The sequence below is a fragment of the Bacillus sp. SRB3LM genome, assembly GCF_015712745.1.
Taxonomy (GTDB): domain Bacteria; phylum Bacillota; class Bacilli; order Bacillales; family Bacillaceae_G; genus Bacillus_A; species Bacillus_A thuringiensis_K.
The window spans coordinates 670,943-686,069 of the sequence record NZ_VWVQ01000103.1; the positions used below are offsets into that span (position 1 = coordinate 670,943).

Here is a 15,127-nt window from a genome sequence, read left to right on the forward strand (position 1 = left end):
TACAAATAAACCAATAGAAGAGTATCAGTCACTAAATTTCACCATCCCCCCATACCACCCACCACTCTCCTCCAAAAACCCCCTCGTCTCCCCACTATCCTTATAAAAACTCTCCCAACCCCGCTCCCTCAAAATCCCCTTCCAACTATCACTCTCCACCATCTTCTTAATCACACCATCCCAATAAGCAACCTCTTCCTCTGTCATATCTTTCGGACCCATGATCCCTTTCCAGTGCTGGAATATGACGTCGATGCCTTGTTCTTTCCATGTTGGGATTTCTGGTAGGCGGTCTAGTCGTTTTGGTGCTGATACGGCTAGTATTTTTATTTTGCCGGCTTTGTATTGTTTTTCGGCTTCTGATAGGGTCATGGTTGCGGCGCCTATTTGTTTGTTCGTTAGGGCGTTTATGATTTTTTCTTTGTTTTCGTAGACGAAGAATTGTAGTTCGGCTGGGTTTATGCCGAATGCTTTGCTTACTTGTACGAAGGATAGGTGATCGTCGTTTCCTAGGCCTGGAGCAACGCCGATTTTGAAGTTTTTCTTATTTTGTTTTAGTTGTTCCATGAGTTGTTTTGCGTTTTCTATGTTTGAGTCTTTTGATACGACAACGACTTCCCAGTCTGATGCGAGTGTCGCGAGCGGGGTGAAGTCTTTATATGTTAGTTTACTGTGGCCTAGTAGGTTGTTCGTTATGAGTAAGCTTGAGTTAATCGCCAGTACGTGACCACCTTTTTGTTTCGTATATTTCCATCCCACGTCACCGCTGCCACCTACTTTGTTTGTAACTGTGATTGGTTTCGTGAAGATTTTTTCTTCTGTTAGTGTTTTTTGCATCGCTCGTGCTGTTAAGTCCCATCCTGCTCCTTGAACATTTGGCGCAACGATTTCTACTTTGTCTATGTTTACTGTATTCTTTTGAGTTTTTTCCGAAGAACAACCAGCTATTACTCCTGTCATGATCCATATACATAGTAATAATCGCTTTTTCATAGTCCTCGTCCTATTCGGTACTTTCGTTCTGGTCGTCCGATAATGCCGTATGTGTACTCTACTGTGCATTCGTTTGTCGCTACTAAGTATTCCAAGTATCTTCTTGCGGTTGTTCTGGAGGCCCCCATTTGTTCTCCCATTTCTTCTATTGTAATGCCCTCTTCAAATCCTTTTATAATCCCTTTCACTTTTTGCAGTGTTAACGGATCCACACCTGTCGGTAAGTTTTTTATGTCTTGTGTTTGCGAAATACCGAAGAAGTTATCGATGAGTGCTTGATTTACTTCATTGTTACTATGTAATAATTGCTTCTTTCTTTTATAGTCTTCAATGGTGCGAACGAATTTTTCTAACGTGACCGGTTTTATAAGGTAATTGCTTACGCCATTTCGAATTGCTTTTTCTAGCATATAGTTTTCATTCGCCGCTGTTACCATAATGACGTCAACATTTGGAAAGTCAGCATGAATTTGTGGTAATAAGTCAGTTCCAATTCCATCTGGTAAGTAATTATCTAATAGAAGTAAATCGATTTCTTCCTTTTGTAGTAGTTCCATCGTTTCTTTCGCGTTCAATGCTTTTCCGATTACTTTTACATCCTTTATTTTTAATAAAAACTCTTCCTGAATTTGCGCGACGCGGAAATCATCTTCTGCAATTGCAACCTTCAACATATGCCCATCCCCCTGTTTGTCATGTACTTTCTCTCAATGTTTTCGGAAGGTAAATTGTAAAAATCGCTCCCCCATTTTTCTCGTTTTGAATTTCAATTGTTCCCTCTAGTAGATCTACCATTTCTTTCACGTTTGCTAGCCCGTAACCACGATCATTTCCTTTCGTTGAAAATCCTTTTTGAAAAATGGTCTTGATTTTTTCAACTGGTATCCCTACTCCACTATCTATCACTTCAAACACAATATCGTGCCCAATATCCGTAACGAAGAAGGCAACATTCTTCTCCTCTCGTTCACTAACCGCATCAAACGCATTGTCGATTATATTTCCAAGAATCGTAATAAGGTGCGAAACTTTTATATGGTCTGGTAACGGATGAAGCGCACTATCTCCTTCAATATGAAAATCGATTTTCTTCTCAGATGCTGTTCCGATTTTCCCTAATAAAATAGCTTGTACTTTCGCATCATGAATTTGATGGAATAAAATATGATTTTGGCTTTGATGAATATTAGATTCTTGCTGGATAAATTCAATCGCTTCTTTGTAATGTCCTAGCTGAAGTAATCCTGATAAAACGAACAGCTTATTTGTGAATTCATGTGTTTGAGCGCGTAAGTCCTCCGAATACTTTCTTACCTCAGATATTGTATTCACTAAGTTTTGCAGTTCTGTTTTATCTCTAAAACTACATACAACTCCTACCGTACTGTTATTTTCAAGTATCGGTGTCCTATTTAAAATAAACACTTTATCTTGAAACGCGATTTCTTGATCGTTTTCTAGCACTCTTTCCATATTAAATTCTGGTAAAACTTTTGAAATGTGTTGCTGCATATAATCATCATGTACATGCAGCATTTCTTCTGCCGAGGTGTTCATCATCGTGATAAGGCCATTTTGATCAATGGCGATAATTCCTTCTTTTATAGATAGTAGTATTGCACTTCGTTCCCGGTATAGCGCTGCGATTTCATTCGGCTCTAAACCGAGTGTATCTTTACGAATACTACGTGCTAAAAGAATGCCACCAATGATTCCAGCTAGTAATACACCTAAGGAAAAGAGGATAATTTCTTTCGTTCTGCTTAATATGTTATATTCGATACCTTTTATTGAAAACTCTACTGTTACAACGCCTACTACTTGATCGTAGTCTTCGTTATGAACAATAATAGGTGCCTTTGCCATTAAGGCTAGACCACTTTCACCATTTCCTTCAAGCGTATAGTACCCTCCAAAAGTGAGTGCCTCATAGTTATACGGGTTGTTACTCTTTGTTCCAATCAACTCAGAATTAGAATGGGAATACATAACCCCATAGCGATCTTCTACAATGACGTAATCTGCACCAGCTTGCTCACGAACTTGTTCCGCAATGGATTGGATAGTACTTTTATGCTCGTTATATTGAAAAGCCTCTTTTATCGCTGGCATAAAAGAAAGAGATTTAGCCGTTTGCAGTGCTAACTGTTCTACTTGGCGCTTCGTATCAACGGACTGAATGTAAACAAATATTCCCGCTAATAGGAGAACGACAAATAAAATTAACGCGATAATTAAGCTTACTATTTTCGTTTGTAATGACACTTTGTGTGATTTCTTCATGCTTCATACCCTTTGATAAAATATTCTAAACTATCAATCTCCTTTTTCTATTATTATGACAAAACTGAAAATGAAGCAACTATTAAAAATATCCATGTTCATAAAGTACAAAAAGAATAAAATTGTCATAATATTGAGATTTCATTTAAAGAACAGTACAATTCAACTACAATGAACACGCTTTCATAATTATTATTTTATTACTAAGCAAGAGGAGGAACGATTATGGCTCAAGTAAAATCTAATCGAGTCGCCGGCAATATTTTCAAAGGTTCTGTCGGCAATTTAATTGAATGGTACGACTGGTACGTTTACTCTGCTTTCGCTGTTTACTTCTCAGCAGAGTTCTTTCCTAAAGGCGATCCAACGAGTCAGTTACTGAACACAGCGGCTATTTTCGCAGTTGGATTTTTAATGCGCCCTATCGGAAGTTTATTAATGGGACGCTATGCAGATCGGCACGGACGCCGGGCAGCATTAACACTTTCGATTACGGTTATGGCCGGTGGTTCTTTCATTATCGCCTGTACACCTAGTTACGAAAGTATCGGTATTATGGCACCAATTATTTTAGTTCTTGCCCGTTTACTACAAGGATTATCACTTGGCGGAGAGTACGGAACTTCTGCCACATATTTATCTGAAATGGCTAGTAGTGGTCGCCGCGGCTTTTATTCAAGTTTCCAATATGTAACGCTCGTTGCTGGACAGATGGTTGCGTTAGGCGTTCAAATTGTTCTTCAGCAATTACTAAGCGAACCAGATATGAAAGCTTGGGGATGGCGTATTCCATTCATTATTGGAGCGATGGGCGCAGTAGCTGTATTATGGCTTCGCCGCACGATGGATGAATCGGAGCAGTTCGCAAACATAAAATCACAAAAACGCGAAAGTGCAGGAACCGTTCGCGCTCTTATGAAACACCCGAAAGCAGTATTAACAGTAGTTGGCCTAACATTAGGAGGCACTGTCGCATTCTATACGTACACAACATATTTACAAAAGTTCATGGTAAACACAGTCGGTCTTCCGAAAGAAGTTGTAAGCTGGATTAACTTTGCCGCACTACTTATTTTCGTCGTACTTCAGCCAATTGCGGGGCTACTATCCGATAAAATTGGACGACGCCCACTATTAATGGCATTCGGTATTCTCGGAACATTACTAACAGCACCGATCTTCTTCTTCATGGAAAAAACGACAGAACCAATCGTAGCATTTTTACTCATGATGGTCGGTCTCATTATCGTTACTGGTTACACTTCTATTAACGCAATTGTAAAAGCAGAACTCTTCCCAACTGAAATTCGCGCACTTGGCGTAGGTTTACCATATGCACTAACAGTTGCGATATTTGGCGGAACAGCTGAGTTCATCGCATTATGGCTAAAAAGTATCGGAATGGAATCACTATTCTACTTCTACGTAGCTGGATGTATCGCGATCAGCTTTATTACGTATTGGCGTATGGATGAGTCATCGAAGACTTCGCAGATTGAGGCAGAGCTTGGTGGTGGGGATAATTTAGTTAATAATAAATCTAGTTAAAATGATGTATTCTATAATCTTCGTTTATCTGAACTCGATTTACTTTATCTAAGAAGGCATAATTCATTAAGATATAATTTAAAAACCTTTACTTATATGTAGGGGTTTTTGTATGACGAAAAAACACGTATTATCGACAATTGCAAAAAGCCGGAGATTTTGCCAATGTAGAATCCATTGGTACTCACACCATGCGAAAAACCTTCGGTGCGCCCAGACAGGGTGTTTGATACATTGCCTCGATAGAGGTCTGGATTGGAGCAACATCCAGTACTCAACCTACTTACCGGAAGTGGAAACGCTGAAAGGGAACAAAGCATGTAGGTAACGCAAGAAAGCTGAGAAGCGGGTTATCAGATTGTCTTGCAAGAGTAACGCGAAATATGGTTAAAGCTAAACTGCTTGAATCCTAGTCATAAGGCTCTTATTTGCGGGGAAGGCGTACATCCGTTAACACGCCTTCGGAATAAGGATATCGATATCAGCCGAACGGTTATTGATAAGCTCCTTCTTATTCCCCGAGCATTGGAAATGCGTTAACGTGACGAACGGGAAACCTAAGTTTCGCCTAAACATGTGTCTTACATCAACTGGGGATAGCCTAAGGCATAGATGCTATGGCTACGGAGCCTTCGTAGTAGTTCGAGATAGGGAAAGCCTATTACATGGCGAAGGAAGGCAGGTTATTCATTTTGTTAGAGAATGAGAGGTGCACGAGAGGTGCGAAATGCTGAACAAACTCTTACAATCCTAGAGGAAAAGTCAAAAAAGGATAAACAATATACTTTCAAAGGGCTTTACAGAAACTTATACAACCCAACGTTTTATTTGAAAGCCTACTCCAAAATTCAAGGAAAAGAAGGAAATATGACAGCAGGCGCTGATGGAAAGACTATCGACGGATTCAATCTGACTTGGATAAGTGAAATCATTGATGACATCAAAAAAGAGAAATACCAACCAACACCCGTTAGAAGAAAATACATTCCCAAAAAAGATGGTAAGCAAAGGCCGTTAGGCATCCCAAGCATTAAAGATAAGATAGTTCAAGAAGTCCTAAGACAAATCCTTGAAGCCATCTATGAGCCTATCTTCCTTAATTGCTCACACGGTTTTCGTCCGAACAGAAGCTGTCATACAATCCTTACGGACATTAAAAAAATCAGTACTGGAGCAGTTTGGGCAATAGAAGGAGACATCAAAGGTTTCTTTGACAATATCAACCATGATACACTCCTCTCATTTTTAAGGAAAAAAATTGACGATGGAAGACTTCTTGAACTCATCGCAAGATTTTTAAAAGCAGGGTATCTGGAGAATGAAACAAAATACAACACGTATTCCGGAACCCCTCAAGGAGGAATTATCAGTCCTATTCTGGCCAATATTTATCTTCATGGACTGGACATTTTCGTATCAAACATAATTGGGGAGTTTAATAAGGGTACATACAAGAAAAAGAACCCTCAATACATGAAATGGTACTGGAAAAGAAGATGGGTACTAGAGAAAGGATGGATGGAAAAAGCACAGGAGTATCTCAACGAGATGCGAAAGCTTCCTGTCTATGATCCTTTCGACCCAGATTACGTGAAGGTAGACTATTATAGATACGCTGATGACTTTGTCATTTTTATAAGCGGAAGTAAACGGGTAGCATTAGAAATTAGGGAGCGAATTAGATTTTTCCTTAAGGACAATCTACAGTTGGAATTAAACATGAACAAAACTTTCATTACACACATGGAGGACAAGGTGCGATTCCTTGGTTATGAAATTACCAAGATTAAAGATAACACCTACCTCACTAAAGGTAGTGATGGTGTCAAACGTAGAAACGCCAACGGAAAAATCGCTCTCCTCGTCCCTTATGATGTCATTAAAGATAAAATCCAAAAATACTCCAAAAATGGAAAACCAGCAAACATCCCTGCACGAATCAGTCAGACGGTATTAGAAACCCTTATCCAATACAATGCAGAAATCCGAGGACTATATAACTACTACAGTCTAGCTAACAATGTAGCAGCAAGAATCCATTGGTTCAAGTATTACCATTACACAAGCCTTCTTAAAACAATAGCAAATAAAGAAAAAACATCGACTACAAAAGTCATTAGTAAGTATGGAGTAGAGACCAAAAGGAAAGACGGTCAGGGTACCAGGAAGATTTTTGGAGTACAATATGAGACAAAAAAAGGAACTAAAACTTTAACTTATTTCAATGAGCCATTAATTAAGATTAGAAAACCGAAGGTCGACCTATCGGACTCCCTTCCTGACAAAAAGTTCATGTATAGTAGCCTAGCGAAAAGAATATTAGCGTCTGAATGCGAACTCTGTGGAAAGAGTAGTGACAATCCAAAAGATTTCGAGGTTCATCATATTAGGAAATTGAAAGACGTCAAAAACAAATATAAGCATAAGAACAAACCTACCCCTAAATGGGTAGTTACGATGTCTGCCAAGAACAGAAAAACCTTGATAGTCTGTAAAAAATGTCATCTTGATATTCATGGAGGACGATACGACGGAACAAACCTAACCTCTAGCGAATAACTGGAAAGCCGGATGCAGGGAAACTTGCAAGTCCGGTTTGGGAGGGGGACGTTGGAAACCTACGCTGAGCGGAAAGGCGCTGGCGTCCTACCTCACGCTATTGGTTCTATAAACAAATAAAAGATGTTGCTATGTTACAAGAAATTCTTAACCATAGCACACCACACATCCCCCTGAAATATATTGGAATTAATAAAGAAGAAAAAGATAATATTCTTGATACATTTCAAATTTAATTCACTTAAAATTACTATTTCAATCATCATAAAAAAGACCTTTTATTTTAAAATAAAAGGTCTTTTTTATAAACATATATGTATTAAGATTTATATTTTTTTACTGTACAAGGAATAGTTACAATGTACAAATCTATAGCATAGATTGTAACCCAGATACCTTTACCTTCAGCTTCTAACTTTTTATCTAGTTGAGACAAATGCTCTGAAACTTTTCTTTTTCCCCATCTTCTAGGAAACCATTGAAAAACCTTAGGAACATTATATTTTTTATTATACCAAGTATTCAATCTCCCAAAAATGAAAAAAACAAAACAATAATTATAATACGAAAAATATCAGAATATGAAATTCCTAAAACCATATTATATTTTCTCCATTTCCACCAAAACTCAGATAATTTACTTCTTAATTCTAATTCATCCTCTGTTTCGAAACCCTTAAATAATAAATGAATTATTTGATTATGATTAAAAAACACATTATATTCTTTTGATAAATTACCATGAGGATATGGACAAGAAACATAATCGCATAATTTATTATCAGCTTGTTGTTGCTTTCTTCCATAAATCATAAGAGGTTGATTAATTTCTTCTATAAGAGCTACAGAACCAATTGGTAATAATTAGCCTCCAATTGGAAAATAAGGGACAAACAAGGACAATCTACTTAGCTACCCTAAGATTTTAATGGTTTAATATTTTGATTTTCAAGTTTGCCTTCACAAATTCCTGTTAACACTGATAATAAGAAAAACAGGCCGTAAAACGGGCGATCAATTTGATCATATAGGTCATACGCTTCGCCAAGTGGAACATCCGAATCATGTGGTTGTTCACCCTGTAACAATTACTAACAGCGCGTAGAAAACATTTGGATAAATAAGAAGCAAATCAATGATTAAAAGATTGTAACCCCTACTATAAGAAATACTATTATTACCAAAGGAAGAATGATAATCATAAAGGATATTATTATTGTTAATAATGCTTTCCATGCTGAAAATTGGTGTGCTTCTCCTAAACATTTTAAGGAAATAATGATTGTCCAAATTCCAATAACTATATCAATTATGGCAAAAATAAGAAACAAAATCGTTAAAGTTATGCTACTCTCCATTTTCGGTGTCTCACTCGTAAAGTTTTCTATCCCAAACAAGAAAAATGAAGGCACCCAAACTAATATAAGAGAGTAAACGTAAGGGATATAAGAATAGGCAACTGAGTAACGTGTTTTCTCAAAGGTACCTTGTCCACCAAGTTTTTTTGCCACCCAATTAAATAACGCTGGTAACAAAAAATAATAAATTAAGAAGGCAACGAAGGTACCGAATATAACCATTGAGATTAATGAAACTGGACTACTTATTGAATCCGCCATATTTTTAGAAGATGCTCGATCTAAAGTCTGTACGAATGAGCCTAGTAAAATGAGTAAAAACACATTCTTTGGTTTGGATATAAAAATTTCTTTCATTGTATCACGTGGTTTTGTCCAAATGGAGAACCAAGGATTAAGCGCACGTTTAAATTGATTTTCTGGAGTTTCCATATAAAAAACATTCCCCTTTCTTAAAACATATTAAATTTAAATCCCTAATTATCCCAATTATGTACATATAAATATTAAAGCATAAATAGTCGATTATTTAAATGTAAATATTCAATCATTTAATTTCATCTGAAACTTAGGGGGAGTGCTTCTTAGCAATTACCTCTATATTTTCTTACATTTTTAACTATGGGCTGATTAGTTACTTTCATTTTTGAGTACCTCATATTCTTTAATACACGGGATAAACAGCTATAATCTTATCATCAATAAGAACAAACCTAATTTCCATTCCTTCAGATGTTTTACCACAATATAATCTTCCACTTATACATCTTTTATTGCTATAAGCCTCGTGAATGGCTTCCATAAGAAGAATGCGATTATATACTTGAAATGCAACAAATTCTCTTTAAAAGCCTATACGTATTTTCCCTCCATCTTCTATATGCTTCCGTAAATAATAATACTTATGGAGTTCTATAATCATATAAAACAAACCAAACGAAAACACTGTGCATGCACACATAAATACAATCGCACCCATCTGTTGTGTTGCAATGCTAAGAATTATATTAGCAATTAACTGCCCCGATCCCGCTGCAATAGCTGCTACTTTTACACCACCAATTTCTTCATTCTTAAATGTTTCTTTTATCATAATTAATCTATTTTCTTCAATGACCTAATCCTCTCTAACTAAATAGCTTTTATTCTTATCTTCCCAGTATCTATATTCATAGGGTACTTGTTCATCAAATCGCTGTAAATAACCTCTCCAGTTATTCGGAATATATTCTTCAAAAGATATTGATTCCGGATAATTAGAATAAAAAATTAAACGCTCAAAATCTATTAGGAAACATGGATTATAATCATAATAGGCTTCTTCTCTATTAGTTCTTAGTTCCCTTAAAAATTCTAACCTAATATCTTCTGTAAATCTTTTATATTTTTCTATTCTTTCTAAAAAGTTAGCTATTGTAGTCTCATCTAAAATACTAATGCCTTTTCTTTCTTCTGGATATTCACTAGGAGAATAACCAGCTTGATTATAATCTAAACACCATAAATCCGATTCATTTATATACCAATTGAGCTTATTTTTATATTTTACACCCACTATAATATTTTCGGCGTATAAAGGCTTAATCATTTAACTCGTTCTCCTCTCTTACTTAATAAGTTTAGCATTTCGTCCATATTCTACCAACCACCGACTAGTGGGGTCAGGTAATTCGTATGCAATACCTTCAAATCCATATTTATCAAAAGTACCCTTGTCAACAATCTTAGGAGCTGTTCTACCTTCGTTAAGTGGATTAGTTTTATAATCCTTCTGAATAAAAACAGCCTATGTAGTTATACAGGTTCTTCAACCATAAGTAGTTGTTTTCTTCCGTAAATTACAACCTTTTTTGTCCCTCCTTTTAAGAGAACAATAGAACCATTTGGTAAAAACTTTTCTTTAAAAAATTGCATAATTCCCTATCCTTGCTTTATCTAAATGTAATTCTATATTCATGATGTTGCTTCTCCCTTTTCTTTTCCGCATTCTTTACTGACTATAGGAGAACCACGATTATATACTTAAAATTCAATACAGACTCTTTAAATGGTTTCATGTGTTCTACCCCCATCTTCTATATGCTTCCTTAAATAATAATACCTATGGAGTTCCATAATGAAATGAAACAACATAAACGAAAGCATGGAGTATACACACATTAATACAATTGCTACCATCTTTTGTGTTGCAAAACCAAGACTGATATTAGCAACGAGTTGACCCAATCCTATAAAAGCCACTACTCCAAAGCCAGAGTTTTTTTTCGATGACTTTGATTTTTTGATTGGTCCCTGAAGTTTTTTAATATGATTTTTATAATACTGATTCAAAGCAAAAATATACAAACCAACTGAAAAAATAAAATAGATGGGAGTTTGTAATCCTAACATTCCATATGCAAACTTTTGGGTTATAACTAATAATCCTACTGAACATACGATGCCAAATACCCCACGAAATAGAGTGTATTGTAATTGCCGCTTCCTAGGATTTATAACAATCCATATTGCCCATACATTTAAAAAAGCAACTGGTGGAACTATTATGTACATATATATCGGTTGAACAGGATTCGCAAAAGCAGGTAAAAGCACAAATATATCTGCTATCCCAATCACAAGAGTAATTATAGTCGATCTTATACCACTTACAGCGTAAAGAGCCATGTAATATTCAAAAACTTTTTTATTAAAATCTGTATTTCTTTTCATGTTAATTAAACCACCCTGCTATTGTTCCAATCATTAAAAGTTTCATAGCTATTTATTCTCTTTTTTTTTAAATTTATCCATAATATTATGAGCAACTATATTCCATATTAAAGAAAGCACGGTAACAAAAAGTACAGCTAAAGAAAAATAAATCCTATCCTTCCATGTATCATGTACAATCATGCCCAGTATAATCATTATTAACGCACCAACACATATAACTATTTTTGAAAATTTTTGCATTCTATTATCTCGCTTCCTTCTCAAACTTAAATGAAACTCCTGCGGAATCTATAACCATACCCACCTATTATAATCTCACCTTTGACACTTCTATCATAATCACCTAATACAGGTATATAATCAGGTGTCTTAATTTTAATAATTTCCGCTTCATATGTTTGCAATACTATCAACGTTTCAAATGTCCTTTATACATTCCTTATTTAACCCCAAAATATTAAAATATGAATATTATAAAAATTAACTATCTACTTCCCATCAAAATTATTTTAATCCTATTAAACCTGGGGTTACCCCTTCTACCTTTGCCCATTCAAACGAGCACTCAACTAACATTTGATTCTTACACTTAATTTTTAATAAACCCTCTTCTTCTATCGTATTTATTTCAAAATAATCAATTATATTTTCTGTCCCTAAACCTTTTATTGTTAAATTATGAATAGTAAAGAAAGATATCTCTACATAAATTACATCCCACTTATTCCATCGCTTTGGCTTGTTTTCAACATTTTCCTTTGTCATCAATTGAATAACTAAAGTCGGCCCATCTCTTTTAAGACGCACATCTAATAACTCTGATTCTTCCAACTTTGGTATTTCCCCAAAAATACTAATTAACGCTTGGGGATTTAAAATTTTAAATTGATCAATCATTTTTATACTCCCTATTTATTATTTCTCTTCTCAAAATAATAATGATCCTCTATACCATCTACCTGTCCTGTTCGTGTATTGTATTCAGGTCTTACATTATGATGCAGTGGATGATCTCCAACTCCACCTTCTCCAAACTTATGACCCTCTGAATGATCTTGATTGTCCTTTTACTTCATATGTAAATTCTCGAGTCATAATAGGCTGTTTATTATCATTTAATATCCTTTTACCATTACTATCTGTTAATGGTACCATTTTTTTACTAATCGGGTGTTGAAATCTAGGTATATTTAATTGTCTTTTAATTTCTTTTAAACTAGCCCCCCTAGATTCATGAAAATTTTCCCCCTCAATCTTCTTAACTTGGGGATAATATTAAAAAGACTTATGCGTAATTCACATAAGTCTTACTTTTGTTACTCATAATTAATTATTATTTGTCTTCGCAATCACATAAGCTAGAAAACATTTCTTAAAATGATGAACCAATAATGCACACTCTACAAAATAGAATTGATATCTATTAAATATAATAATCAGGATTTCCTTCCATTTTTATTAAAAATTCTTCTAAAGAATCCGCTATTTTCGTTGAACCATAATATATAGGACATTGACCTAATTCATTTTCCTGCTTAAATTTAATTGTTAAAAAGCTAATCTCTGATACTTCAAAAAACACTAATGATTCATCATCATCTAGGTTGGGATTATATTCATAAATATCTTGTCTTAAACGAAAATCTACAACAGAAAATGGGTCCATGAATCTGTTAATAAGAGTCTTATTAGTCTTTAAAAATCCATAGCCAATTTCCTCATAAAAACGCTTTAGTTCTTTTGGAAACTGCATTTTCAACAAATCTTCTGCTTCTGCTATCTCTTCTTTTGGTAAAGGATAAAAAATAGATTTTTGTTTAGAACGGGCACTTCTGTCTACTACAACATATTCTTTCAAAAAATTAAACATATTTTTTACTCTCCCCTATTAAAGAAGGGTTATTTTTAACGCTTCCTCAAGCATTGTATTAAAATCATTATATGTGTTCATTACCGTACCTGATGGTTTATCAAGTTCTAGATAAGTACCGTCTGATAAGTTTTTACAGAACCATGCTATATTTGAATCTCCAAGGAAAAGATACTCTTTTTGAAATTCATTTTCATACCAAATCTCATTGGTTTCTATAAGCCCGCAAATTGATTCGTCCCTTTCTGTATCTAACAAATAAGAGTCGACTCCATAAAGTACTAGCCCGTTAAAATCTAATCCATTTACAGTTTTAAGAAACTCCTCATATTCACTCGGTAGGTCAACATTAAAACTCTCTTTCATGCGTTCTCTTAATTTCTGAACTTCACTATCTGTTGCTGGTGTATTCAGTTTATCATTAAAACTTTTCTCTATTTTTTCAATTTCTAAAATCAGATTTTTCCACATATAAATTTCACCATTGCTTCAGCTTGAATCAGTTCAAAAATTTCTTTTTCATTTCCCTCATAATTGTTTAACATTCTTAGAATTTCTAAAACCTTTGCATCCATGTCACTAACTCCTATCAATTATTTTAGGACTTTCTTTTACATGTTTGCTTCTGAATCCTATACCTCTATAAATTCAAAACCTTTTAAATCACTTTCTAACACTGTATTTCTAAATTCATCTGATACAAAAACGGAAGGAGTATGTAATATTTCATTTAAGTAAACTTTAAATATTGTTTGGTTCTTAACCATATTAGGTAAGAATGCGTATTTTTTGAAATCTATTACTAAGCCAGAACGTAGTTTCTTTAGTATAGCTTTCTCATAGTCAATAGCATCTATTACATTTAAAACGTTAATTATATAATACACTTCTCCCGTCACATCATGAATTAGGGGAAGAAATTCTACATTATCACCAAGTATAGACTCTAAGAATTTTTTAGCTTTCCCACTAACCATCGGTGTACCAACTTCTCCTCAAAAATGAGGCAAATCACTTTGATTTCCTTCTTCTACACATTTAATACGTATTTCTCCCCATGAATCAGATGCTTTTACTGCCGAGTCAATTTTTCCTTTAAAATACTTTTTAGAATCTTCTTCTAAATTCAATAGTTGAAAGGATTCATAGTCATCAAATGAACTCTTTAATTCCCAAATTTTCATTTTTACTCTCCTTTGTTATAGAACGACTGGTTGCACTTTGAATCCTATCAGAGGCTGATCCCATTTTCGTAGCAATTTTCGTTGCTGTTTGTAAATTACTTTGAAATTGTCTCATTCTTTCAAAAAGTTAAACATAATTTTTACTACCTCCTTACTAAAGAAGAGTTGGTTTCAATGCTTCCTCAAGCATTGTATTGAAATCATTATATGTTTCCATCACTGTACCAGATGGTTTATCAAGTTCTAAGTAAGTACCTTCAGATATGTTTTTACAAAACCATGCTATATCTGAATCTCCAAGGAAAAGGTACTCTTGTTGCCACTCATTCTCATACCAAATCTTATTATTTTCTAAAAGTCCATAAACTGTTTCATCTCTTTCTGTTTCTAGTAAAGAAGGGTCAACTCCATAAATTATCAGACCATCAAATTCGAAGCCATTTACAATTCTAAGAAATTCCTCATACTCATTAGGCAAATCAATATTAAAGCTTTCTTTAACACGTTCTCTTAATCTTTGAACTTCAGTATCTTTTGCTGGTTTATTCAGTTTGAGGTTAAAACTTTTCATTGTTTTTTCAACTTCTAAAAGCGTATCTTTCCACATATAAAAACCT

The 15,127-nt window shown here is 34.7% G+C and carries 16 protein-coding genes and 7 pseudogenes; 4 read left to right on the plus strand and 19 right to left on the minus strand.

The window, feature by feature from the left end; translation table 11 throughout:
* Positions 1 to 24: 24 nt before the first annotated feature.
* The 3 genes from F3I02_RS30560 to F3I02_RS30570 are packed head-to-tail and all read right to left on the minus strand — an operon-like array spanning position 25 to position 3,276.
* Positions 25 to 993 carry a tripartite tricarboxylate transporter substrate binding protein gene (locus F3I02_RS30560; protein ID WP_196478731.1) on the minus strand — a complete coding sequence of 323 codons (969 nt, stop codon included), beginning with the start codon at positions 991 to 993 and terminating at the stop codon, positions 25 to 27.
* Entirely contained in the window at positions 990 to 1,667 is a 678-nt protein-coding gene (locus F3I02_RS30565; protein ID WP_098286042.1) for a response regulator, read from the minus strand. Before F3I02_RS30565 ends, F3I02_RS30560 begins: the two co-directional genes overlap by 4 nt.
* 19 nt (positions 1,668 to 1,686) lie before the next feature.
* Positions 1,687 to 3,276 carry an ATP-binding protein gene (locus F3I02_RS30570; RefSeq protein ID WP_196478732.1) on the minus strand — a complete coding sequence of 530 codons (1,590 nt, stop codon included), beginning with the start codon at positions 3,274 to 3,276 and terminating at the stop codon, positions 1,687 to 1,689.
* A 225-nt stretch (positions 3,277 to 3,501) separates the two neighbouring features.
* On the opposite strand from F3I02_RS30570, the gene F3I02_RS30575 reads away from it, so the two are divergent.
* From F3I02_RS30575 to F3I02_RS30590, 4 genes and pseudogenes are all read left to right on the plus strand, one after another.
* A complete protein-coding gene (locus F3I02_RS30575; protein ID WP_196478733.1) occupies positions 3,502 to 4,824 on the plus strand; it encodes an MFS transporter in 1,323 nt (440 codons plus the stop codon).
* Positions 4,825 to 4,955: 131 nt separating this feature from the next.
* A pseudogene (locus F3I02_RS30580) lies at positions 4,956 to 5,033 on the plus strand (tyrosine-type recombinase/integrase); the annotation flags it as partial.
* A 511-nt stretch (positions 5,034 to 5,544) separates the two neighbouring features.
* Complete coding sequence (ltrA, locus tag F3I02_RS30585) at positions 5,545 to 7,383, plus strand: group II intron reverse transcriptase/maturase (protein WP_308018533.1); 1,839 nt, start codon at positions 5,545 to 5,547, stop codon at positions 7,381 to 7,383.
* 83 nt (positions 7,384 to 7,466) lie between these two features.
* Positions 7,467 to 7,619: pseudogene (locus F3I02_RS30590) on the plus strand (tyrosine-type recombinase/integrase); the annotation flags it as partial.
* An 83-nt stretch (positions 7,620 to 7,702) separates the two neighbouring features.
* On the opposite strand, the gene F3I02_RS30595 reads toward F3I02_RS30590, so the two are convergent.
* From F3I02_RS30595 to F3I02_RS30670, 16 genes and pseudogenes are all read right to left on the minus strand, one after another.
* Entirely contained in the window at positions 7,703 to 7,909 is a 207-nt protein-coding gene (locus F3I02_RS30595) for a hypothetical protein (RefSeq protein ID WP_001999199.1), read from the minus strand.
* A 98-nt stretch (positions 7,910 to 8,007) separates the two neighbouring features.
* Positions 8,008 to 8,238 (minus strand): annotated as a pseudogene (locus F3I02_RS30600) (DUF4176 domain-containing protein); the annotation flags it as partial.
* A 62-nt stretch (positions 8,239 to 8,300) separates the two neighbouring features.
* Positions 8,301 to 8,471 (minus strand): hypothetical protein, encoded by a 171-nt coding sequence (locus F3I02_RS30605; RefSeq protein ID WP_196478734.1) that lies wholly within the window; start codon positions 8,469 to 8,471, stop codon positions 8,301 to 8,303.
* 51 nt (positions 8,472 to 8,522) lie between these two features.
* Positions 8,523 to 9,173 carry a Yip1 family protein gene (locus tag F3I02_RS30610; protein WP_000449720.1) on the minus strand — a complete coding sequence of 217 codons (651 nt, stop codon included), beginning with the start codon at positions 9,171 to 9,173 and terminating at the stop codon, positions 8,523 to 8,525.
* Positions 9,174 to 9,585: 412 nt separating this feature from the next.
* A pseudogene (locus F3I02_RS30615) lies at positions 9,586 to 9,804 on the minus strand (hypothetical protein); the annotation flags it as partial.
* 54 nt (positions 9,805 to 9,858) lie between these two features.
* Complete coding sequence (locus F3I02_RS30620; RefSeq protein WP_044796058.1) at positions 9,859 to 10,329, minus strand: hypothetical protein; 471 nt, start codon at positions 10,327 to 10,329, stop codon at positions 9,859 to 9,861.
* A gap of 178 nt (positions 10,330 to 10,507) precedes the next feature.
* A pseudogene (locus F3I02_RS30625) lies at positions 10,508 to 10,655 on the minus strand (DUF4176 domain-containing protein); the annotation flags it as partial.
* Positions 10,656 to 10,784: 129 nt separating this feature from the next.
* Complete coding sequence (locus tag F3I02_RS30630; protein WP_196478735.1) at positions 10,785 to 11,453, minus strand: hypothetical protein; 669 nt, start codon at positions 11,451 to 11,453, stop codon at positions 10,785 to 10,787.
* A gap of 48 nt (positions 11,454 to 11,501) precedes the next feature.
* The gene (locus F3I02_RS30635) at positions 11,502 to 11,696 is read right to left on the minus strand and encodes a hypothetical protein (protein ID WP_196478736.1); all 195 of its coding nucleotides are present in this window, start codon (positions 11,694 to 11,696) and stop codon (positions 11,502 to 11,504) included.
* 264 nt (positions 11,697 to 11,960) lie between these two features.
* The gene (locus F3I02_RS30640; protein WP_000566927.1) at positions 11,961 to 12,353 is read right to left on the minus strand and encodes an immunity 50 family protein; all 393 of its coding nucleotides are present in this window, start codon (positions 12,351 to 12,353) and stop codon (positions 11,961 to 11,963) included.
* A gap of 11 nt (positions 12,354 to 12,364) precedes the next feature.
* Positions 12,365 to 12,460, minus strand: coding sequence for an HNH/endonuclease VII fold putative polymorphic toxin (locus F3I02_RS34265; protein WP_225986704.1), 96 nt, complete (start codon positions 12,458 to 12,460; stop codon positions 12,365 to 12,367).
* A gap of 419 nt (positions 12,461 to 12,879) precedes the next feature.
* Positions 12,880 to 13,326 carry an SMI1/KNR4 family protein gene (locus F3I02_RS30650; RefSeq protein ID WP_196478737.1) on the minus strand — a complete coding sequence of 149 codons (447 nt, stop codon included), beginning with the start codon at positions 13,324 to 13,326 and terminating at the stop codon, positions 12,880 to 12,882.
* An 18-nt stretch (positions 13,327 to 13,344) separates the two neighbouring features.
* Positions 13,345 to 13,797, minus strand: a complete 453-nt coding sequence (locus F3I02_RS30655) for a YrhA family protein (protein ID WP_000265791.1) — start codon at positions 13,795 to 13,797, stop codon at positions 13,345 to 13,347.
* A gap of 161 nt (positions 13,798 to 13,958) precedes the next feature.
* Positions 13,959 to 14,510 (minus strand): annotated as a pseudogene (locus F3I02_RS30660) (imm11 family protein).
* Between the two features lies 1 nt (position 14,511).
* Positions 14,512 to 14,625 (minus strand): annotated as a pseudogene (locus F3I02_RS30665) (TIGR04197 family type VII secretion effector); the annotation flags it as partial.
* Positions 14,626 to 14,664: 39 nt separating this feature from the next.
* Entirely contained in the window at positions 14,665 to 15,117 is a 453-nt protein-coding gene (locus F3I02_RS30670; protein ID WP_000265345.1) for a YrhA family protein, read from the minus strand.
* Between the last annotated feature and the right edge of the window lie 10 nt (positions 15,118 to 15,127).

Bases quoted from the DNA above. Each gene is read 5' to 3' on its own strand.
- F3I02_RS30610 (WP_000449720.1), bottom strand. From the start codon at position 9,173: ATGGAAACTCCAGAAAATCAATTTAAACGTGCGCTTAATCCTTGGTTC.
- F3I02_RS30635 (WP_196478736.1), bottom strand. From the start codon at position 11,696: ATGCAAAAATTTTCAAAAATAGTTATATGTGTTGGTGCGTTAATAATG.
- F3I02_RS30570 (WP_196478732.1), bottom strand. From the start codon at position 3,276: ATGAAGAAATCACACAAAGTGTCATTACAAACGAAAATAGTAAGCTTA.
- F3I02_RS30560 (WP_196478731.1), bottom strand. From the start codon at position 993: ATGAAAAAGCGATTATTACTATGTATATGGATCATGACAGGAGTAATA.
- F3I02_RS30565 (WP_098286042.1), bottom strand. From the start codon at position 1,667: ATGTTGAAGGTTGCAATTGCAGAAGATGATTTCCGCGTCGCGCAAATT.
- F3I02_RS30655 (WP_000265791.1), bottom strand. From the start codon at position 13,797: ATGTGGAAAAATCTGATTTTAGAAATTGAAAAAATAGAGAAAAGTTTT.
- F3I02_RS30640 (WP_000566927.1), bottom strand. From the start codon at position 12,353: ATGATTGATCAATTTAAAATTTTAAATCCCCAAGCGTTAATTAGTATT.
- F3I02_RS30630 (WP_196478735.1), bottom strand. From the start codon at position 11,453: ATGAAAAGAAATACAGATTTTAATAAAAAAGTTTTTGAATATTACATG.
- F3I02_RS30670 (WP_000265345.1), bottom strand. From the start codon at position 15,117: ATGTGGAAAGATACGCTTTTAGAAGTTGAAAAAACAATGAAAAGTTTT.
- F3I02_RS30650 (WP_196478737.1), bottom strand. From the start codon at position 13,326: ATGTTTAATTTTTTGAAAGAATATGTTGTAGTAGACAGAAGTGCCCGT.
- F3I02_RS30575 (WP_196478733.1), top strand. From the start codon at position 3,502: ATGGCTCAAGTAAAATCTAATCGAGTCGCCGGCAATATTTTCAAAGGT.
- F3I02_RS30620 (WP_044796058.1), bottom strand. From the start codon at position 10,329: ATGATTAAGCCTTTATACGCCGAAAATATTATAGTGGGTGTAAAATAT.